At 73.7% G+C, this 19,869-nt stretch carries 19 protein-coding genes; 8 read left to right on the forward strand and 11 right to left on the reverse strand.

The annotated features are described in order from the left end of the window. Positions 1-180: 180 nt before the first annotated feature. Complete coding sequence (locus IE251_RS20530; RefSeq protein ID WP_189754450.1) at positions 181-381, forward strand: cold-shock protein; 201 nt, start codon at positions 181-183, stop codon at positions 379-381. Positions 382-497: 116 nt separating this feature from the next. Here the strand turns inward: IE251_RS20530 and IE251_RS20535 are convergent, their stop codons facing one another. Next, positions 498-854 carry a hypothetical protein gene (locus IE251_RS20535; RefSeq protein ID WP_189754618.1) on the reverse strand — a complete coding sequence of 119 codons (357 nt, stop codon included), beginning with the start codon at positions 852-854 and terminating at the stop codon, positions 498-500. Between the two features lie 244 nt (positions 855-1,098). On the opposite strand from IE251_RS20535, the gene IE251_RS20540 reads away from it, so the two are divergent. Then, on the forward strand, positions 1,099-2,004 hold the full coding sequence (locus IE251_RS20540; protein ID WP_189754451.1) for an NADP-dependent oxidoreductase: 906 nt from the start codon (positions 1,099-1,101) through the stop codon (positions 2,002-2,004). Between the two features lie 80 nt (positions 2,005-2,084). On the opposite strand, the gene IE251_RS20545 is transcribed toward IE251_RS20540, so the two are convergent. Then, positions 2,085-3,227, reverse strand: a complete 1,143-nt coding sequence (locus tag IE251_RS20545; protein ID WP_189754452.1) for a GNAT family N-acetyltransferase — start codon at positions 3,225-3,227, stop codon at positions 2,085-2,087. After that, positions 3,224-4,336: an aminotransferase class I/II-fold pyridoxal phosphate-dependent enzyme gene (locus IE251_RS20550; RefSeq protein ID WP_229896863.1), complete on the reverse strand. Its 1,113-nt coding sequence runs from the start codon at positions 4,334-4,336 to the stop codon at positions 3,224-3,226. Before IE251_RS20550 ends, IE251_RS20545 begins: the two co-directional genes overlap by 4 nt. A gap of 638 nt (positions 4,337-4,974) precedes the next feature. On the opposite strand from IE251_RS20550, the gene IE251_RS20555 reads away from it, so the two are divergent. Beyond that, positions 4,975-5,622 carry a DedA family protein gene (locus tag IE251_RS20555; RefSeq protein ID WP_189754453.1) on the forward strand — a complete coding sequence of 216 codons (648 nt, stop codon included), beginning with the start codon at positions 4,975-4,977 and terminating at the stop codon, positions 5,620-5,622. A gap of 123 nt (positions 5,623-5,745) precedes the next feature. Here the strand turns inward: IE251_RS20555 and IE251_RS20560 are convergent, their stop codons facing one another. Together IE251_RS20560 and IE251_RS20565 are read right to left on the reverse strand one after the other, a co-directional pair. Next, complete coding sequence (locus tag IE251_RS20560; RefSeq protein WP_189754454.1) at positions 5,746-7,407, reverse strand: amidohydrolase; 1,662 nt, start codon at positions 7,405-7,407, stop codon at positions 5,746-5,748. Positions 7,408-7,575: 168 nt separating this feature from the next. Beyond that, positions 7,576-8,211, reverse strand: a complete 636-nt coding sequence (locus IE251_RS20565) for a TetR family transcriptional regulator C-terminal domain-containing protein (protein WP_189754455.1) — start codon at positions 8,209-8,211, stop codon at positions 7,576-7,578. Between the two features lie 90 nt (positions 8,212-8,301). Here IE251_RS20565 and IE251_RS20570 point away from each other — a divergent pair, with 90 nt between their 5' ends. After that, positions 8,302-9,780 carry a purine-cytosine permease family protein gene (locus IE251_RS20570; protein ID WP_189754456.1) on the forward strand — a complete coding sequence of 493 codons (1,479 nt, stop codon included), beginning with the start codon at positions 8,302-8,304 and terminating at the stop codon, positions 9,778-9,780. 262 nt (positions 9,781-10,042) lie between these two features. After that, the gene (locus IE251_RS20575; RefSeq protein WP_189754457.1) at positions 10,043-11,281 is read left to right on the forward strand and encodes a phosphodiester glycosidase family protein; all 1,239 of its coding nucleotides are present in this window, start codon (positions 10,043-10,045) and stop codon (positions 11,279-11,281) included. Between the two features lie 12 nt (positions 11,282-11,293). Here IE251_RS20575 and IE251_RS20580 read toward each other — a convergent pair whose 3' ends face one another. The 6 genes from IE251_RS20580 to IE251_RS20605 all read right to left on the reverse strand — a co-directional run bounded on the left by IE251_RS20580 (position 11,294) and on the right by IE251_RS20605 (position 16,583). Continuing rightward, positions 11,294-11,488 carry a hypothetical protein gene (locus IE251_RS20580; protein ID WP_030775237.1) on the reverse strand — a complete coding sequence of 65 codons (195 nt, stop codon included), beginning with the start codon at positions 11,486-11,488 and terminating at the stop codon, positions 11,294-11,296. A gap of 101 nt (positions 11,489-11,589) precedes the next feature. Then, the gene (locus IE251_RS20585; RefSeq protein WP_189754458.1) at positions 11,590-12,507 is read right to left on the reverse strand and encodes a phosphatidylinositol-specific phospholipase C/glycerophosphodiester phosphodiesterase family protein; all 918 of its coding nucleotides are present in this window, start codon (positions 12,505-12,507) and stop codon (positions 11,590-11,592) included. 145 nt (positions 12,508-12,652) lie between these two features. Continuing rightward, positions 12,653-13,726, reverse strand: coding sequence for an acyl-CoA dehydrogenase family protein (locus IE251_RS20590; protein WP_189754459.1), 1,074 nt, complete (start codon positions 13,724-13,726; stop codon positions 12,653-12,655). Next, positions 13,723-14,904: an acyl-CoA dehydrogenase family protein gene (locus IE251_RS20595; RefSeq protein WP_189754460.1), complete on the reverse strand. Its 1,182-nt coding sequence runs from the start codon at positions 14,902-14,904 to the stop codon at positions 13,723-13,725. The genes IE251_RS20590 and IE251_RS20595 overlap by 4 nt, the downstream gene beginning before the upstream one ends. After that, positions 14,901-15,872 (reverse strand): NADPH:quinone oxidoreductase family protein, encoded by a 972-nt coding sequence (locus tag IE251_RS20600; RefSeq protein ID WP_189754461.1) that lies wholly within the window; start codon positions 15,870-15,872, stop codon positions 14,901-14,903. Before IE251_RS20600 ends, IE251_RS20595 begins: the two co-directional genes overlap by 4 nt. A 138-nt stretch (positions 15,873-16,010) precedes the next feature. Beyond that, positions 16,011-16,583, reverse strand: a complete 573-nt coding sequence (locus IE251_RS20605; RefSeq protein ID WP_189754462.1) for a helix-turn-helix domain-containing protein — start codon at positions 16,581-16,583, stop codon at positions 16,011-16,013. Between the two features lie 77 nt (positions 16,584-16,660). Here IE251_RS20605 and IE251_RS20610 point away from each other — a divergent pair, with 77 nt between their 5' ends. The 3 genes from IE251_RS20610 to IE251_RS20620 all read left to right on the forward strand — a co-directional run bounded on the left by IE251_RS20610 (position 16,661) and on the right by IE251_RS20620 (position 19,828). Next, positions 16,661-17,629, forward strand: coding sequence for an NAD(P)/FAD-dependent oxidoreductase (locus tag IE251_RS20610; RefSeq protein WP_189754463.1), 969 nt, complete (start codon positions 16,661-16,663; stop codon positions 17,627-17,629). 190 nt (positions 17,630-17,819) lie between these two features. Continuing rightward, positions 17,820-19,358, forward strand: a complete 1,539-nt coding sequence (locus IE251_RS20615; protein ID WP_189754464.1) for an ATP-dependent DNA ligase — start codon at positions 17,820-17,822, stop codon at positions 19,356-19,358. Then, positions 19,355-19,828, forward strand: coding sequence for an NUDIX hydrolase (locus IE251_RS20620; RefSeq protein ID WP_189754465.1), 474 nt, complete (start codon positions 19,355-19,357; stop codon positions 19,826-19,828). The genes IE251_RS20615 and IE251_RS20620 overlap by 4 nt, the downstream gene beginning before the upstream one ends. The last annotated feature ends 41 nt before the right edge of the window (positions 19,829-19,869 follow it).

Here is a 19,869-nt window from a genome sequence, read left to right on the forward strand (position 1 = left end):
CCGGGGGGCGGCCCGTTGTACTGGGCGGTCGTAGTTTTTGTGTCTGTGTTTCACCGCACGCTCGCGAAGAACGATGTCGCGGGCGCCGCCTCCTTCAGGGAACTGGAGAAGTCGCGTCCAGGCCGGCCCGGGAGTCCGCACGGTGCGGCTGCCGTACCCAGCCCCTGTAAGGAGCAGCAAATGACTCAGGGAACCGTGAAGTGGTTCAACGCCGAGAAGGGCTTCGGCTTCATCGCCCAGACCGACGGCCCGGACCTCTTCGTGCACTACTCCGAGATCGAGGGCAACGGCTTCCGTAGCCTCGAGGAGAACCAGCACGTCGAGTTCGACGTCGTCCAGGGCCCCAAGGGCCCGCAGGCGGCTCGCGTCCGCGCCCTCTGAGGCCGTCGCTGAGCAGGAGGGCCGGTGCCGTCAAGGCGCCGGCCCTCGGCATGTCCCCGTGAGGGGCTCCGTGAGCTAGGGGCCGGCGTGCCGGCCTGTTGGTGCCGGCCGCCCGGCTACTTCTCGAAGTCGTCCGGTGTGATCCCCGCCTCTTCGATCGCCTCACGCATCGAGCGGCCGGAGGCCCCCGGCTGCTGTTCTTCCTTGCCGGTGTCGGCCGGCGACTCGATCACCTCGTCCGTGGTGGACGTCTTCGGACGGTTCTCCTCGGGCACGGTCACCGTGACCGCCTCCTCGCTGCGTCGGGTCTTTCGCGAGCCGTCGGGTACCCAGGCCGACCTGCGGAATACCCGCACGCCGCTCCTCGGGGGCGGCCGCACGCCGACCACGCGCAGCGCGCCCGGCCAGGCCACGACCACCCGCGCCGAGATGAGCGGGGCGCGCTGCCGCCGGGGCCGCGCCCCCGTGCTCATGGACTCCGTCGGCCGTGGGCCCTCGGGCTGCGTGACACCTCGTACCCGTCGGCGGACTGTGCCCCCGACTCGCCGCGCACCGGCACATCGCCCCGACGGCACACCGGAGCCGGCGATCCTCGCCGTGCCGGACGACCGGCTCGGCCTCGTCCTCACCGCTGCCTGCCCGGCACCGGAACGGGAATCCCTTGATCGTCCTCGGTGTTGCGGCCTGCGTCAGCAGCCGTCCCGCGAAGGGTTCTCCGTGCGCGCCATACAGATCCACCGCTTCGGCACCCCCGATGTTCTGGGCCCCGTCGATGTGCCCGAGCCCGAACCGGCGCCCGGGGAGGTACTGATCCGGTCCATCGCGACCGGTATCAATCCCGTCGACGACAAGACCCGCGAGGGAGCCATCGGCGAGGGCACACCGCCGCTGCCGATGACCCTCGGCTGGGACCTGGCCGGGATCGTGGTCGACGGGGGCGACAGCGGGCTGCGCGCCGGGGAACGGGTCATCGCGATGTCGCATCAGCTCGGCACCGGCCGGGGCACGTGGGCCGACCTGGTGGCCCTTCCCGCGCGGGCGGTGTCCGTCGCACCGCGGGCGATCGATCTGGTCGAGGCGGCCACCCTGCCGCTTCCCGGGCTGACGGCCGCGCAGACCCTGGACTGGCTCGCGGTCACCCCCGGGGAACGGCTGCTGATCGCCGGGGCCGCGGGCGCCGTCGGCGGGCTGGCGCTCCAGATCGCCCGGGCCCGGGGAGTCCGGGTGGACGCTCTGGTCTCCCGTGCCGAACAGGTCGGTTTCGCCCGCGAGCACGGTGCCGGCCTCGTCACCACGGACCCCCGCGATCTACCGTCCCGCTCCTACGACGCGGTCTTCGACACGTTCGGGGCCTTCGTCACGGAGGCGGTGGCCGATGGCGGCCGGTACGCGTCGATCGCCACCCAGGCCGGCCCGGTTCCCGACCTGTCCTCCCGTGGTGTCCGTACGACCGTGCATCAGGTGCGCGAGGACGGTGCGGGACTGCGCGAACTGTCCGGACTCGTCGACCGCGGCTCTCTGCGGCCGCGCGTGCACGCCGCCTTCGGCCTGCACGAGATCCGCGCCGCGCACGAGCGCTTCGCGCGGGGCCGCCTGACGGGAAAGATCGCCGTGATCTTCTGAACCCGCGGCCTGCTGAACCGTTGCCTTCCGAAGCATGGCCTTGCGCACCAGGGCCCTTCGCCGCGTGGCCTCGTGGGCCGTCATGGCGCGGCGGTGGCGCGCTCGTACAGCCGGTGCGTCTGGGTGTGGATTCCGCCGAGGGCCTCGCCGTGGCGGCGGGAGGCGTGGTTGTCCTCCAGGACCCACGAGTAGGAGATCTCGGTGTATCCGAGGCGGAAGGCGGCGCGCTGGGCCTGGGTCACCAGGGCCGCGGCCAGACCGCGGGACCGGTACTCCCTGGCCACGCCCATGGCGGCGAAGCGCACGCGGTCGATGCGGCGGACGGCCCGCGCGGCCCGGATCAGCCCGACGGGCAGGCCCAGGGTGGTGAGCCGGCCGCGGGCCGCGTGCAGCGCCTGGTGGGCGTCGGGCAGGCAGAGCAGGAAGGCGACGGGTTCGCCGTGCAGCTCCGCGATCTGCAGGAGGCCGGGGCGCAGCAGCGGCTTCAGCTTTTTCATCATGTAGCCGAACTGCGCTTCGTCGACGGGGACCGAACCGTAGCTGTGGGTGAACGTTTCGTTGTAGAGCTTCCGGACGTTCTCCATATCGGTTTCCGTCCGCTGCGGGTCCATGGGTCGCACCGTCAGGCCCGGGGTCGCGAGCACGCGGTCCGCGGCTTCGCGGTATTCCGCCGGGGGCTCCCCGTCACCGGGAATCGGAATGGCGTACGAAACCAGGTCCTTGGCCTTCTCGAATCCACATACGGAGAACAGCTGCGGATAATACGGCCGGTTCCGGGGAATCATGACGATGTGCGGCTGGTCGAAGCCGGATATCTGCACGCCGCACTCGTCATTGGTGGTGAATCCGAGGGGGCCGAAGGTGCGTTTCATTCCCTGCGCGGCGAGCCAGTCGTCCGCCGTGTCGAAGAGAGCCGCCGCGGCCTCGGGGTCGTCGACGCACTCGAAGAGGCCGATCAGTCCGCGGTCCGGGCCGTGCCGCTCGTTGTAGCGGGGGTCGACGATCGCCGCGATCCTGCCGACGACGGTGTCGCGCCGCCGCGCGAGGAAGAGCCGCACCGTGGCCACCCGGTGATAGGGGTTGCGGGCCGGGTCCAGGAAGGAGCGCCGCTCCCGCTCCAGCGGTGCCACCCACAGCGGGTCGTCGCGGTAGAGGTCGTACGGGAGCCGGATGAAGGCGGTCAGGTCGGTGTCCGTGCCGACCGGGGTGACCGTGACACTCATGACACCCAGTCCAGAAGCGTTTCCCTCAGCATCGGCTGCACCGGGACGGGCGGTGGCCCGGAAGGGATGAGTCCGAGGCGGCGGCCGGCGTGGGCGAAGGCGACGAGGATGCGTTCGATGTCCTCGTCGGTGTGGGTGGCCTGGAGGGAGAGCCGGACCAGCGAGCGTTCCTCGGGTACGGCGGGCGCGGAGACGGCGCTGGTGAAGACGCCCTCGGTGAGGACCTCCCGCCACAGGGCCGTGGCCAGCTCCTTGCGCCCGGTGATGACGGGCACGATCGGGGTGACCGACTCGCCCGTGTCGTAGCCGAGGCCGCGCAGGCCGTCCCGTACCTGCCGCGCCACCTCGAAGGCGCGCGCCCGGCGCTCCGGCTCGGACTCGATGATGGTGAGGGCCGCCAGCGCGGCGGCGGCCGAGGCGGGGGGGATCGAGGTGGTGAAGATGACGGACCGCGAGGTGTGCCGGAGGTAGTGGATCACCTCGGCGGGCCCGGCCAGGAAGCCCCCGATGGAGCCGAATCCCTTGGACAGGGTGCCCGTGTGCAGGTCGACCGCGTCGGGCAGCCCGAAGTGGTCGGTCACCCCTCGTCCGCCCGGTCCGAGCAGCCCGATGTCATGGGCGCCGTCGACCACCAGGCGGGCGCCGTAGCGCCGGGCGAGCGAGACCAGCTCCGGCAGCCGGCACAGGTCGCCCTCCATGGAGAACAGGCCGTCCGTGAGGATCGCCTTGGCCGCGTCCGGGTCGGCCACCGCGAGCTTGCGCTCCAGGTCCGCCATGTCCGAGTGCCGGTACCAGCGTCTGTCGGCGAAGCCCAGCCGCACCGCCTCGATCAGCGAGGCGTGGTTGGCCTTGTCGCTGAAGACGATGTCGCCGCGGCCGAGCAGGGGAGCCAGCGCCAGGTTCGCCTCGAAGCCGGTGGTGGTCACGATCACCGCCTCGGCGTCGAGGAAGGCGGCCAGCCTTGCCTCCAGTTCCTCGTGCAGCGTGAGCGTTCCGCCGATCAGCCGGCTCGCCGAGGCGGAGGCACCCCAGCGACGCGCCGCGTCGGCCGCCGCGGCGACGACACGGGGGTGACCGGAAAGGCCAAGATAATCGTTTCGGGCGGCCATGACCAGGCGTTTTCCACCCAGGAACACCTCCCCTCCGCGTGCCTCAAGTGCGTTGTAGACGGCCCTCGGCCGCATGCGCGTCGCGTGCTGCATGACGGCCGTCAACTGCTTGTCGAAAATATCTGCCACTGCGCTCTCACATTCGACTCGCCACCCTTTTGAGATTTTCATACAAAAATGCGGAGAGGGTGGCCTCGGCATCCTCTCAGCCAGAGGAATGAAATGAAAAGCCAAGGCCTGGTTTCGTTAAGCCGTTCGGGTGAATCGAGTCCTGTGGACGGTGCGACAGGGGGTGCGAGTGCGGTACGACTCCGGCTTACGGCTCCGTCACCCGCGCCCGGCCCGCGCGTCGCCCCGCTCTCTCGACGCCCCCCACGCCCCCCACGCCCCCCACGCCCGCCCCTGCTCCCGGCTCCACGGCAACTAGGCCGGCCAGTGCTGCCTCCTCATGAACGCGGGCAGCGCCAGGCGCATCACCGAGTTCGACAAGTGGATGCTGCGTGACTTCCGGCGCCGTCTGAAGAGCCGGTACGGCTACTGACCGACCGGGCCCGGAGGCGACCGGTGCGCGCGGGTGCGCCGGGCGGGTGATGCTGGGGAGCGGACGAATCCGCGCACAGGATGGGAGGTTCGGGCAGGTGACCGCCGTCAATCCGATGGACAGCGCCTCGGTGCTGGCCGCCTTCGGCGCGCTGGGCGTGCTGGCGGTGGTCTTCGCCGAGTCGGGCCTGCTGGTCGTCGGGTTCTTCCTGCCCGGCGACACCCTGCTGTTCCCGGCCGGGGTGCTGTGCGCGGGCAGCGCCCAGCAGCCGCCCCGGCTCGCCCTGTGGCAGGTACTGGTGTGCGCGGCCGTGGGGGCGGTGGCGGGCGGTCAGGTGGGGTATCTGATCGGGCGGCACGGCGGGCGGGCGCTGCTGGCCCGCACGTCCAGCCGCCGGGTGACGGACGCGGCGGAGCGGGCCGAGCGCCTGCTGGCCCGCTACGGCTACGGCAAGGCGCTGGTGATCGGCCGGTTCGTGCCGCTGCTGCGGACGGTGCTGCACCCGGTGGCGGGGGTGCTGGGTGTGCCCGCGCGGACCTTCACGGTGTGGCAGACGGTGGGCGGGGTGCTGTGGTCGCAGACGCTGGTCCTCGCCGGGTACACCCTGGGCGCGTCCGTCCCGCACATCGACGACTACCTGCTGCCGTTGGTGGCCCTGGTCGTCGTCGTGTCCCTGCTCCCGCTGCTGCCGGAGCTGCGCCGCTCCCGCCGTGAACGCCACGAGCGGGACGAGTCCCCGAGCTGAACCGGGCGCCCCGCGCCACCACCGGAAACATCGCGCCCCACACTCGCCGTGATGTGCCCACCGCCCCCACCACCAGAAGCGGCACCCCCCACACACCGAAGAACCGCCCACTCCCGCCCCGGGCTACACCTCCGCCGCCCGGTAGGTGACCCGTCCCGCCACCGCCGTCAGCAGTACCGGCAGCGCGGCCAGCTCGGTGTCGGGTACGCGCAGCGGGTCGTCGGCGAGCACGGTGAGGTCGGCGCGGTGGCCGACGGCGAGCCGGCCGGCCCGGTCCTCCTCCCCCGCCGCCCAGGCGGCGCACACCGTCATGCCCTGGAGCGCCTGGAGCGGGGTGAGGGCCTGCTCTGGGCCGTGCGGGGGCAGGGAGAGGTCGGCGGGCCGCCGGTGCCGGGCGCCGGCCATGACCTGGAGCGGCGGGTACGGCGCGATGGGCCAGTCCGAGCCGAGGACGACCCGTGCCCCGGCCTCCCACAGGTCCCGGCAGCGGAACGCGCGCCCGGCCCGCTCCTCGCCGAGCCGGCGGGACCAGTTGTCGGTGTGGTCCGCCCGGGTGAACTCGCAGCAGTGGGTGGGCTGCATCGAGGCGGCGACGCCGAGCGGCGCGAACCTCCGTACGGTGTCGTCGGGGACGGTCTCGATGTGCTCGACCCGGTGCCGTACGACACCCGTACCGCCCGTACCGCTGCCGGTGCCGCCACCGCCAGCCCGTCCGCTCTCCGCCTGGGCCCGCTCGACGGCGTCCAGGACATGGCGGACCGCCGCGTCGCCGATGGCGTGGGTGGCCGTGGGCACGCCGGCCCGGTGCAGATCGGCGATCACCCGGGTGTAGCGCCGGGGGTCGGGCCAGTAGGCGTGGTCCGACCGGCCGTGGCAGTCGGGAGTCTCCAGCCAGGCGGTGCCGTTGTCGATGGTGCCGTCCATGAACAGCTTCACCCCCGCCACCCGCCACAGCGCGCCGCCGGTGCCCTGGAGCCGGATCAGCTCGGTGAGGTCGGCGTCGCTCGCCTCGGGCCGGCACCAAGGGGCGATCCGGAGCCGCAGGGGCAGGGTGTCCTCGGCCTCCAGGGCGGCGTAGACGGCGAGGCTGTCGCCGTTCGCGTCCATGGCGTGCCCGCCGGTGAGCCCGGACGCGGCCATGGCGGCCAGCACCTCGGCGGCGCGGGCGCGGATCTCGGCCTCGGTGGGCCGGGGTGCGACCGCCTCGACGACCTCGCAGGCGGCGTCCTCCAGCAGCAGTCCGGTGGGCCGTCCGTCGGCGTCGCAGACGATCTCCGAGCCCTGCTCGAAGCGGCGCGGCCCGTCGACGCCGGCCAGTTCCAGCGCCCGCTCGCTGGCCAGTGCCGAGTGCGCGTCGAACAGGTCGATCAGCGCGGGCACCCCGTCGAGGACGGGGCCGAGCGCGGCGGTGGCCACGGGTGCGGCACCGAAGGCGTTGGGGTCCAGGCCCCAGCCGCGCAGCCAGGCGCCCGGCCTCAGGTCGCGTACCGCCGCGGCGAGCGCGGTGCGTACGGCGGCCAGGTCGCGGCAGCCGGACAGGTCGACGCCCATGGTGCGTTCGGCGCCGGAGACCGGGTGCAGATGCCCGTCGGTGAACCCGGCGGTGACCACCGCCCCGCGCAGGTCGACCACGGTGGTGCCGGGCCCGGCGAGGGCGCGGGCGTCCCGGTCGTCGCCGAGGAAGCCGATCCGCCCCCCTTCCGCGGCGAGCGCGGTGTGCGGCAGGAGGCGGCCCGTGCCGGGGTCGAGCAGCCGGGCGGAGAGCAGGACGAGATCGGCGGGCACGGGGGCTCCTTCACTCACAGGGGGCATATCGCGGGCCCCTCGACTCACAGGGGGCAGATCGAGAGCCCCTCGACTCACGGCGGGTGCATCGAGGGCCCTCGCCTCACAGCGGGCACATCAAGGCCCCTTGGCTCTCAGGGGCTCAGCGGGGACGGGGGGGCTGGTGGATCAGCCGGCGGCTTCGTCGAGCGTGCCGGGCCGCAGACCGAGTTCCCGCTCGGCCGTGGTGAGAGGCATGCGCAGCACCGCGGCCGGGCGCTCGGGCGTCGCGGTGTTGGCGTGGACGCCCAGGCCGTCGAGGAGGACGAGGAGCTGCACGGCGACCGTCAGCGGATCGTCGGTGACGAACTCGCCGGCCTCCACGCCGTCCTCGATCAGGTCCTGGAGCCGGCCGCGCCAGGCGGCTTCCTGCCGGGCGACCCGGTCGCGGAGCACGGGCCGGTAGCGGCTGAGGTGGCGGGCGTTGATCCACAGCCGGCTGATCGCGTCGTACTCCTCCCCCGAGGTGCGGGCGAGGAAGCGGGCCAGTTGCCCGGTGTGCGTGGGCGCGGCGCGCTCGGCCGGGAGGAGGCGGTCGAGTTCGCCGGTCGCCGCGCTGCCGAACGCCTCGGCGACGAGGTCCTCGGCCGAGGGGAAGTAGTGGCTGATCAGCCCGGGGCGGACGGCGAGTTCCTCGGCGATCCGGCGGAGGGTGACGCACTCCAGGCCCTCGGCCAGGGCGACGGCCGCGGCGGCGGCGACGATCTCCGCCCGCCGGGCGGCCGGGTCCTTGCGAATCCGCTTGCGCTGAACGCTTGACGACATGACGGCGATGCTATTGAGTGTGCGACCAATAAGCAACTGGTCACCTGCCCAATAAGCGACCAGACCCCTCCCACGGCTCCCGGAGGCCCCATGGCGTCCACGCTTCCCGACCCGCACCCCGGCGCACGGCCCACGCCCGCCGACGGTGCCGCCTCCGCCTCCCGGGCCGCCGAGCGCGCCGGTGTCGAGGCGCACGGCATCGACCACATCCCGGACTCCGAACGCCGGGGCCGGCCGCGCGAGTTGTTCTCGGTGTGGGCCGCGGCGAACGTCAACTACCTGAGCCTGGTGGTGGGCGGCGCGCTGGTGCTGATGGGGCTGAGCCTGTGGCAGGCGCTCGTGGTCATCGTCGTAGGCAATCTGTTCTGGCTGCTCACCGGCCTGCTGGCGGTTCCGGGCCCGGCGGCGGGCGCGCCGAGCGAGGTGGTGACCCGGGCGCTGTACGGGGTGCGCGGGAACCGGGTGAACAACGCGGTGACCGGCTGGCTGATCTCCGTGTGCTACTTCGCGCTGAACCTCGCGGCGGCGGCCACCGCGGCCTTCTCCCTGGTGGACCGGGCCGGCCTGCCGGTGACCACCGGGGTGAAGGCGGCCGTGGTGGTGCTGATCGCCGCCGTCACGCTCGCCATCGGTGTCTACGGCCATGCCGCGATCGTCCGGCTCTACCTGCCGATCACCCTGGTGCTGTCGGCGGTGTTCGCCGTGGTGGGCGTCGCGGTGCTGCGGCACACCGACTTCGGCTACGCCCCCGGGCAGCCGCTGACGGGCAGGGACCTGTGGGCGACCGTGGCGGCCGGGACCGCCCTCATCGCCTCGGGCCCGCTGTCGTACACCACCAGCGCGGACTTCTCCCGCTATCTGCCCCGCGCCACCCCCGCGAAGGCGGTGGCCGGCTGGACCGCGCTCGGCGGGTTCGTGCCGAGCGTCCTGGTGTGCGGCATCGGCGCCTGCGCCGCGACCGCCGTCGACATGAACGACCCGGAGTCCTCGCTGCAGACGCTGCTGCCCGGCTGGTTCCGCCCCGTATTCCTGCTCTCGCTGGTCCTCGGCACCATCGCGCTGAACGCGCTGACGTCCTACAGCGCCGGTCTCGCCCTCCAGGCCGTCGGCCTGCGCATCCGGCGCACGCTCAGCGTCCTGGTGGACGGCGCGGTGGCCGTGTCGCTCACCCTGTACGCGCTGCTGGTCTCCGACTTCCTCGACGCCGTCGGCGATGTCCTCCAGCTGACCGTGCTGTTGCTCGGCCCGGGCACGGCCGTCTACGCCACCGACATCCTGCTGCGCCGCAACCGCTACGACGGTCCCGCCCTCGCCGACGAGTCGCCCGGCGGGCCGTTCTGGTACACCGGCGGCGTCAACTGGCCCGGGGCGCTGGCCCTCACGGCGGGTGTGACGGCCGCCGCGCTGAGCGTCGACAGCGTCTACACCGGTCCCGTGGCCGCCGCCCTGGGCGGTGTCGACCTGGCCCTTCCGGCCGGGATGGCGGTGGCCTCGGGGGCGTACGCCCTGCTGAGCACGCGCCTCGGGCCGGCGACACCGCGCACCGGACGGCTTCCTGAACGCCCCTGAGCCGGAAGGGAATCGGAGAGGAGCCGCGCCCCGACCGTCCGGGACGCCGGCACGGCACGGCACATGGCGGCGGCTTCTCGCGGAGGCACCCGAGGGGTACTTCGCCGGAGACACCCGAGAGGGTACGTCGCCGGAGACACCCGAGGGGGTACGTTTTCTCACCCGTTCTCGCGTCGTCGACGCGTAGTAGCACCACCGGCCGCCCGAGTCTGCTGCACTGCCCCTGCACGTACGGGCAGTTGGCGAGGCATCAGGAGGAACGGTGTCCAGACGGAACGGACGTTCGGCGGCGGGCAGAGCGGTTCTCACGACGGTCACGGCGCTCGGCGTGCTGGCCGGGGCGGCCCTGGCGGGTGCGGCACCGGCCGACGCCGCGCCGGCGGGCCGGCGGATCGCGCCGGGCGTCACCTACCGGCAGTTCGACGTCGACGCGGCGAAGGGCACGGCCCGCGTCCACCTGCTCACGGTGGACCTGGCCAACCCGCACGTCCGCGTCGGCCTGCTGTACCCGGGCACGGTCGCGGCCCGGGCGACGGTCTCCCGGCTGGCGGACTCGGCCGGGGCGGTCGCCGGGGTGAACGGCGACTTCTTCCACATCACCGAGTCCCAGCACCCCGGTGTGGAGGCCACCGGGGCACCCGTCGGACCGGCCGTGGCGGACGGGCAGGTCCTCAAGGCGGCGGTGCCGAAGGGCCAGCGGTTCGGGCCCGCGCTGCCCCCGGGCACCGACACCCGGGAGGTGCTCGGTGTGGGCACCGACCGGTGGGCCCGCCTGGACCGCCTCTCCCTCACCGGCTCGGTCGGCACACCCCAGGGCACGCTGCCCCTGAAGGGCCTCAACCAGTACGCGCTCCCGGTGAACTCGGTCGGCGCCTTCACCGCGCGGTGGGGCGGCGCCTCCCGCGAGCGGGCCGTCTGCGGCACCGACACCCAGCGCTCGGCGCCGTGCAGCGAGGACACCTACGAGGTGAAGGTGCGCGACGGCCGGGTGGTCTCCGCCTCCGCCACCCCGGGCGGCGGCACGATCCCCGCGGACACCACGGTCCTGGTGGGCCGCGAGGAGGGCGCGCGGAAGCTGCGCGAGCTGTCGGCCGGCGACCCGGTGCGGGTCACGCACGCCCTGACGGCGGCCTCGTCCGAGGTGCCGTACGCCTTCGCCATCGGCGGCTTCCCGATCGTCCGCGACGGCGCCCCGCTGCCCGGGCTGGACGACGAGACCTCGGCGGTGCGCACGGCCGTGGGCATCAAGGGCGGCGGGCAGCAGCTGCTGCTCCTGGCGCTGGACGGAGCGGCGGACTACCGCTCGGGACTGACCGTCCACGAGGAGGCGGACGTCCTGCGGTCGCTCGGTGCCTTGGATGCCTTCAACCTGGACGGCGGCGGCTCGACGGAGATGGTGACCCGCGACACGGGCGACCGCGCCGTGACCGTGCGCAACCACCCGAGCGGCGGCGCCGAGCGCCCCGTGCCCAACGGCATCGGCGTCTTCTCGGCCGGCTGACCGCCGGCCGCGTCAGGGCCGCAGGCTGCTCACCAGATCGGCCGTCGCGGTCAGCCCGCTGTGGATGGTGGGTGCCATGCTCGTACAGGCCATGTAGAAGCCGAACAGCATGCAGACCAGGCCGTGCGAGACCTTCAGCGCACCACTGCGCATGAAGATCACGACCAGGATCAGGAGCAGCAGCACCACCGAGATGGAAATCGCCATCGGAACCTCCTCCGCCACGCCCCATGTGCGGCGTTCGGGCGCAAGTGTGACGTAGCGGAGGGTTCGTCCGGGCGGCTGACACGTCCGCCGATCGTGTGGTCTTACGCCGGGGCGTGGGCGTCGAGGAATGCCTCCAGCCCGGCGAGGTCGTCGGTGTTGAGGTGGTCCACCCCGGCGGCCAGCAGCTCGGTCCACAGCGCGTCCCGGGCCGGGCCGGCGGTGTCGGGGGTGGCCCAGAACCGGACCCGCTGTCCACGCGCGTGGGCGGCGGCGGTGATGCTCCGCAGCTTGCGCCGCTCGCTGTCCGGGAAGGCCCCGGTGCCCGTCCAGGTGAAGTTCTGCGTCCAGTTGTCGCTGATGAGCGGGGCGAAGGAGGCCGGGACGGAGCCGGTCAGATCGGCGAGCCGGCCGTCGTAGAAGGCGCGCCGCTCGGTCTGCGCGGCCATCGGGGTACGGGCCGCCCGGTCGCCGGAGACGACGACGGTGACCGGGCCCGGGTGGACGCGGCCGTGCGCGTACCGGGTGAACAGGCGCGGGTAGCGGCGCAGACGGCGGTCGAGTTCGAGGTAGGTCGCGGCGCCCTCGGTCTTGATGTCGATGAGGAGTTGCAGCGGGCGGTGCGCGCCGCGGTAGACGGCGCCGTGGTGGGCGGCGACGCGGGCGGCGAGCGGTTCCAGGTAGAGGGATTCCAGGGTGCGGGACGGGTCGAGGTCGGACACCTCGTGACCGACGAGGAGCCGGCCGCCGACGAGGAAGATGTCGGCCTCGACGCTGCCGAAGCGGTGGTCGAGGGCGTCGAGCAGGGGACGCGGGTGCGCGTAGTCGTTGTGGGCGTGGGCCCGCCACAACGGACGGGACCGCGGCCGACGGCCACCGGCCGGCACGGCGTTCGCGGCCTGTACGTCGCTCGCGGGCCGGGTGTCGCTCGCGGCCAGTGCCTCGCTCGACGGGCGGGCGAGGGTGCCCGCGAGGACGGCGCCGAGCGTGGTGAGGGCGCCGCGACGGGTGGTGAGGGTCATGCACTGCCTCCCTGGGGGTGATGGGGACCGGGGAGAGTATGCGTGCGGGTGCGCCTCAACGGACCGGTCGCGGCGACGAGTTGGCGCGCTGTTCACTTCCGTCACACGGAAGCCCGCCCCGGGTGGGGCGGGCTTCACCAGGGGGTCAGGGGGCCTGGAGGTCGGCCAGGGTGGCCAGTGTTTCGCGGTGGGTGCCTGCCGTGCCGTAGGCGATCGAGTCCGCCTTGGCCCGCTTCAGGTACAGGTGGACCGGGTGTTCCCAGGTCATGCCGATCCCGCCGTGCAGTTGCAGTGCCTCCTCGGTGGCGCGTACGGCGACGGGGGCGGCGTAGGCCTGGGCGACGGCCACCGTGATGTCGGTGTCCCGGTCCGAGGAGAGGGCGTCGGCGGCGGCGCGGGCGGCGGCCCTGAGGTGGACCACCTCCAGCCACAGCCGGGCCAGCCGGTGCTTGAGCGCCTGGAAGCCGCCGACCGGCCGGTTGAACTGCTTGCGCTCCTTCAGGTAGCGGACGGTCTCCGACAACGCCCAGTCGGCCACGCCCAGTTGCTCGGAGGCGAGCAGTCCGGCGGCGGCCCGCAGGGCCCGGCGTACGGCGGGCCCGGTGTCCCCGACGCGGCGGCCGGGGGCGCCCGCCAGCCGTACGGTGGCCAGTGGCCGGGTCAGGTCCAGGGAGGTCTGGGGCAGGATGGTCGCGGCGTCGGCGGTGACGGCGTACAGGCCGCCGTCGTCGGCCGGGACGAGCAGTACGTCGGCGACGGCCGCGTCCGCGATGCCGGTCAGCTCGCCGTGCAGGGTGCCGTTCTCCAGCCGTACGGTCCTGACGCCGGTGGCCGGGCCGGTGTGCAGGCCGACCGCCAGGGCGCCGATGGTACGCCCGGAGGCCAGCTGCCCCAGCAGTTCCCCGTCGCCGCAGGCCAGCAGCGCCTCGGTGGCCACGACCGCGCTGGTCAGGTACGGCACGGGGGCGACGGCCCGGCCCAGTTCCTCCAGGACGACGGCCGCCTCGCGGTGGGAGGCGCCCTGGCCGCCCTGCTCCTCGGGCACCAGGAGGCCGGCCAGGCCCATGTCCTCGGTGAGCGACTTCCACAGAGTTCGGTCGTGCGGCGCGTCCGACTCGGTGCGGGCGAGCACACCGGCCGGCGGGCAGTGGTCCGTGAGCAGGTCGCGGACGGCGGCGCGCAGCGCCTCTTCCTCCTCCGAGTACAGCAGATCCGTCATCGGGCGAGGTCCTTCCAGGCGACGTCCTTGTCGGTGCGCGGTTCGGCGGGCAGGCCCAGGACGCGCTCGGCCACGATGTTCAGCAGCACCTCGCTGGTGCCGCCCTCGATGCTGTTGCCCTTGGAGCGCAGATAGCGGTAGCCGGCGTCACGGCCGGTGAAGTCGACGTGTTCGGGGCGGCGCATGGTCCAGTCGTCGTACAACAGGCCCTCCTCGCCCCGCAGTTCCACCTCCAGGCCGCTGATCTCCTGGTTGAGGCGGGCGAAGGCGAGCTTCATGCCGGCGCCCTCGGGTCCGGGCTGGCCGGCGGCGAGCTGCTGGCGCAGCCGCTCGCCGGTGAACCGGGCCACCTCGGCCTCCACCCACAGCGTCAGCAGCCGCTGGTGCAGTTCGTGGGTGCGCAGTTCCGGGCGTTCGCGCCAGGTCTTCGCGACGGGGCCGATCATGCCGCCCTCGCGGGGCTGGGCCATGCCGCCGATGGCGACGCGCTCGTTGTTGAGGGTGGTCTGGGCGACCCGCCAGCCGTCGCCGACCGCGCCGAGGCGGCGGCTGTCGGGGATGCGGACGCCGGTGAGGAAGACCTCGTTGAACTCGGCCTCGCCGGTGATCTGGCGCAGCGGCCGGATCTCCACGCCCGGGTCGGTCATGTCGCAGACGAAGTAGGTGATGCCCTGGTGCTTGGGCACGTCCGGGTCGGTGCGGGCGATGAGGATGGCCCAGCGGGCGAGGTGGGCGCTGGAGGTCCACACCTTCTGCCCGTTGACCACCCACTCGTCGCCCTCGCGGACCGCCCGGGTGCCGAGCGCGGCCAGGTCGGAGCCGGCGCCGGGCTCGCTGAACAGCTGGCACCAGACCTCCTCACCGGTCCACAGGGGCCGCAGATAGCGCCGCTTCTGCTCCTCGGTGCCGTACGTGAGGATGGTCGGCGCGGCCATGCCGAGGCCGATGCCGATGCGCCGGGGGTCGTTGTCGGGGGCGCCCGCGGCCTTCAGCTCGGCGTCCACGACGCCCTGGAGGGAGCGCGGGGCGCCGAGGCCGCCGAGGCCCTCGGGGTAGTGCACCCAGGCGAGGCCGGCGTCGAACCGGGCCCGCAGGAAGTCCAGGCGGCCGGTGCTCGCGGGCGGGTGCCGGTCGAGGAACTCCCGGGAGCGGCTGCGCAGTTCTCCGGCGTCGGTCATGCGGCGGCTCCGTTCTCCGGTACGACGGCGATCCGGCCGGTGGTCACGCCGTCGGCGACCCGCTGCACGGCGCCGGCCGCGCCGGCGAGCGGCACGCGCTCGCTGACCAGCGGCTTGACGGCGCCCCGCGCGGCCAACTCGGTGAGCTGTTCGTGGCAGTGCCGGACCAGTTCCGGGTTCTTGGTGTTGTACAGGCCCCAGTGCAGGCCGAGGATCGCGTAGTTCTTCACCAGGGCGTGGTTGAGGGCGGGGGTGGGGATGGTGCCGCCCGCGAAGCCCACGACGACGATCCGGCCCTCGAAGGCGACGACCTTGGCGGACTGGGTGTACGCCTCGCCGCCGACCGGGTCGTAGATCACGTCGGCTCCCCGGCCGCCGGTGGCCTCCTTCACGGCGGCGACGACGTCCTCGGCGCGCCGGTCGATCACCACGTCACAGCCCAGTTCGCGGGCGACGGCGGCCTTCTTCTCGCCGCCCACGACACCGATCACGGTGGCGCCGGCCGCCTTGCCGAGCTGGACGGCGGCGCTGCCCACGCCCCCGGCGGCGGCGTGCACGAGCAGGGTCTCCCCCGCCTCCAGCCGGGCCCGCCGGTGCAGGCCGAACCAGCCGGTCTGGTAGCCGATGTGCAGGGCGGCGGCCTCGGCGTCGTCCAGCGACTCGGGCGCGGGGAGCAGGGCGCGGGCGTCGGCGACGGCGTACTCGGCGAAGCCGCCGTAGGGCAGCGCGGGGTTGGCGATCACCCGGTGGCCGTCCTCGGTCTCGCCGCAGATCTCCACGCCGGGCGTGAAGGGCAGCGGCGGGCGCACCTGGTACTGGCCCCGGCACAGCAGCGCGTCGGGGAAGTTGACGTTGGCCGCGCGCACCCGCAGCAGCACCTGGCCGGCGCCGGGCGTGGGCCGCTCCGTCTCCGCCAGGCGCATCACCTCGCTCGGCTCGCCGTTCTCGTGCACTTGCCATGCCTGCATGCGGGGCCTCCACGGGACTGCTTCGTCTGACCGGGTCCGACCGCATACTAAGCGGTCGCTTGCCGATCAGGGAACAGCCGACGGGCCCCGAACGCGAGCGGATGCCAGGCAGCGGCGACCCCGCGCACGGCCCGCGCGTCAGGAACGGGCCGGCCGCGCCCGTACGTGCATCCGCTCCCCCTGCGGCCCGAACAGGCTCAGGAACTCCACCGGCCCGTCCCCCGCCGGCCCGAACCAGTGCGGGACCCGGGTGTCGAACTCGGCCGCCTCGCCCGGCGAGAGCACCACGTCGTGCTGCCCGAGCACCAGGCGCAACCGCCCGGACAGCACGTACAGCCATTCGTAGCCCTCGTGGGTGCGGGGGTCGGGCTCGCCGCCGCGCTGCGGTTCGACCACCTTGTACGCCTGGAGTCCGCCGGGCTGCCGGGTCAGCGGATACAGGGTGCGCCCGTGCCGGGTGATCGGCCGGGCCCGCACCCGGGGGTCGCCGACCGGCGGGGCGCCGACCAGTTCGTCCAGCGGGACCTGGTGGGCCTGGGCGATGGGCAGCAGCAGTTCCAGGCTGGGCTTGCGCAGGCCGGACTCCAGCCGGGACAGGGTGCTGACGGAGATGCCGGTGACCTCGGACAGCGCCGCCAGGGTCACCTGCCGCTCCTTGCGGATGCGTCGCAGCCGGGGGCCGACCTCGGCGAGAACGTCGTCGGTGCTCATGGCCCTATTGCAGATTCGGCAAAGCTGTTTGTCAATACGGCACGGCTTGGGTGACGGTCGGGGCGGAGGTGGTCACCATGACCGAGAACTACGAAGTGGTCGTCGTCGGCGGCGGGGCGGCCGGGCTGTCCGCCGCGCTGGTGCTGGGCCGGTCCCGGCGCCGCACCCTGGTGGTCGACGCGGGCGAGCCGCGCAACGCGCCGTCCGCGCACACGCAGGGATACCTCTCCCGGGACGGCATGTCCCCGGCCGAGTTCCTGGCGGTCGGGCGCGCGGAGATCGCCCGGTACGGGGTGGAGCTGGTCGAAGACCGGGTGGTGGACGCGAGCCGGGACACGGACTTCACCGTCCTCCTCGCCGGCGGCCGGACCGTGCGGGCCCGGCGGCTGGTGATCGCGACCGGTCTGCGCGACGAGCTGCCGCGGGTCCCGGGCCTGACCGAGCGGTTCGGCCGGGATGTGCTGCACTGCCCGTACTGCCACGGCTGGGAGATGCGCGACCTGCCGACCGGGGTGCTCGCCACCTCGCCGCTCAGCGTGCACCAGGCGCTGATGGTCACCCAGTGGTCGAAGGACGTACGGCTCTTCCTGCACCGGGTGGACGAGGCCGAGCTGACCGACCAGGACCTGCGCCGGCTGGCCGCCGCCGGGGTCGCGGTGGTGCCCGGGGAGGTGGCGGGGCTGGTGGTCACCGACGACCGGCTCACCGGGGTCCGGCTTTCGGACGGCACGGTGCACGACCGCGCGGTGCTGTACGCCGCCCCGCGCGCCGTCCCGAACAACGATCTCCTGGTCAAGCTGGGCGCGGACCTGCACGAGACCCCGTTCGGCAGCTACCCGGTGATCGACGAACGGGGTCTGACGAGCGTGCCCGGGCTGTGGGCGGCGGGCAACGCGAGCGGCTCCACCGAGCAGGTGGTGAACGCGGCCAGCCGGGGCTACCGGGCGGGCGCGGCGATCAACGCGGAACTGCTGATGACCGACCTCGACGCAAGCATCCCGGAAGCGGAACCGCTGACGACCGGCCTCGACGCAAGCGCCCCGTAAGGAGCGCGGGAAACCGCGCGACCAGCCACGACGCGCCCCGCAGACAAGAAACCGCGCGCCCCGCACGAGGGAAACCGCACGGCCGGCCGGAGGCTGCCCGGCGGGCGCGGCGGTCAACGCGGAACCGCTGTCGCGGCCTCGACGCGGCCGTGGGGGTGTGGACCCCGCGCCCCCGGTGCACTCTGGGGACATGCTGCTGACCCGGCTGGCCGAGGTGTCCCGGGAGGTCGCCGCGACGGCGGCGCGGTCCCGTAAGACCGCGCTGCTCGCGGAGTTGTTCCGGGAGGCCGGGCCGGAGGACGTGCCGATCGTCATCCCCTATCTGGCCGGACGGCTGCCGCAGGGCCGGCTCGGGGTCGGCTGGAAGGTGCTCGGCCGCCCGGTGCCGCCGGCCGCCGAGCCGACGCTCACCGTGCGCGAGGTCGACGCCCGGCTCGCCGAACTGGGGAAAGTGGCCGGGCCCGGGGCCCAGGCGGAGCGGTCCCGGATCGTCGGTGAGCTGATGGGCGCGGCCACCGAGGCCGAGCAGCGCTTCCTGCTCGGTCTGCTCACCGGCGAGGTCCGCCAGGGCGCGCTGGACGCGGTCGCGGTGGAGGGCCTGGCCCGGGCGACCCAGACGGATCCGGCGGACGTACGGCGGGCCGTGATGCTCGCCGGGTCGCTCCGGACGGTGGCCGAGGCGCTGCTCGGCGAGGGGCCGGCGGCGCTGGAGCGGTTCCGGCTCACGGTGGGCCGCCCGGTGCTGCCGATGCTGGCGCACAGCGCGTCGTCGGTCGCGGAGGCGGTGCGGAAGCTGGGCGCCTGCGCGGTGGAGGAGAAGCTGGACGGCATCCGGGTCCAGGTGCACCGGGACGGCGAACGGGTGCGGATCCACACCCGCACCCTGGACGACATCACCGGCCGGCTGCCCGAAGTCACGGCCGCCGCGCTGGCGTTGCCCTGCGAGGGGTTCATCCTGGACGGCGAGGTGATCTCCTTCGACGCGGCGGGGCGGCCCCGGTCCTTCCAGGAGACGGCGGGCCGGGTGGGTTCCCGGTCCGACGTGGCGCGGGCGGCCGAGGAGGTCCCGGTCTCCCCCGTCTTCTTCGACGCCCTCGCGGTGGACGGCCGCGACCTGCTCGACCTGCCGTTCGCCGAGCGGCACGCGGAGCTGGCCCGGCTGGTGCCCGAGCCGATGCGGGTGCGGCGCACGCTGGTCGCGGGACCCGGGGACCTGGCGGAGGCGGAGCGGTTCCTGGCGGACACCCTGGCCCGGGGGCACGAGGGCGTGGTGGTCAAGGCGCTCGACGCGCCCTACAGCGCGGGCCGGCGTGGCGCGTCCTGGCTGAAGGTCAAGCCCGTGCACACCCTGGACCTGGTGGTGCTGGCCGCCGAGTGGGGCCACGGCCGGCGCACCGGCCGGCTGTCCAACCTCCACCTCGGCGCCCGTACCGAGGACGGCGGTTTCGCGATGCTCGGCAAGACGTTCAAGGGCATGACGGACGCGATGCTCGCGTGGCAGACCGAGCGGCTTCGACAGCTGGCGGTCGAGGACGACGGCCGGGTGGTCCGGGTCCGCCCCGAACTGGTCGTGGAGATCGCCTACGACGGCCTGCAGCGCTCCACCCGCTATCCGGCCGGTGTCACCCTGCGTTTCGCCCGGGTGCTCCGCTACCGCGAGGACAAGCGCCCCGAGGAGGCCGACACCGTTCAGGCCCTGCTGGCGGCCCATCCGGAGGCCGGGACATGACGGCGCGGACGGCGAGGCGCAGCGCGGGGCTGCTGTTGTTCCGGCACACGGATCAGGGTCTTCAGGTGTTGCTCGGCCATATGGGCGGCCCGCTGTGGGCCAGGAAGGACGCGGGGGCCTGGACCGTGCCCAAGGGCGAGTACGACCCGGCGGAGCCGGCCTGGGAGGCGGCCCGGCGGGAGTTCCGCGAGGAGCTGGGGGTGGCGCCGCCGGACGGGGAGGCCGTACCGCTGGGCGAGGTCGTGCAGCGCAACGGCAAGATCGTCACGGTCTGGGCCGTGGAGGCGGACTTCGACCCGGAGACGATCGAGCCGGGGACGTTCACCATGGAGTGGCCGCCGCGGTCCGGCCGGCTCCGGGAGTTCCCGGAGCTGGACCGGGTGGCGTGGTTCACCCCGGACCGGGCCCGTGCGGTGATCATCACGGCGCAGACCGCGTTTCTCGACCGGCTGGCGGAGCACTCGGCCTGATCCGAGGACCTGTCGCGTTGCGACTTGCCGGGCCGCGCGCG

The sequence above is a fragment of the Streptomyces eurythermus genome (assembly GCF_014649115.1).
Taxonomy (GTDB): domain Bacteria; phylum Actinomycetota; class Actinomycetes; order Streptomycetales; family Streptomycetaceae; genus Streptomyces; species Streptomyces eurythermus.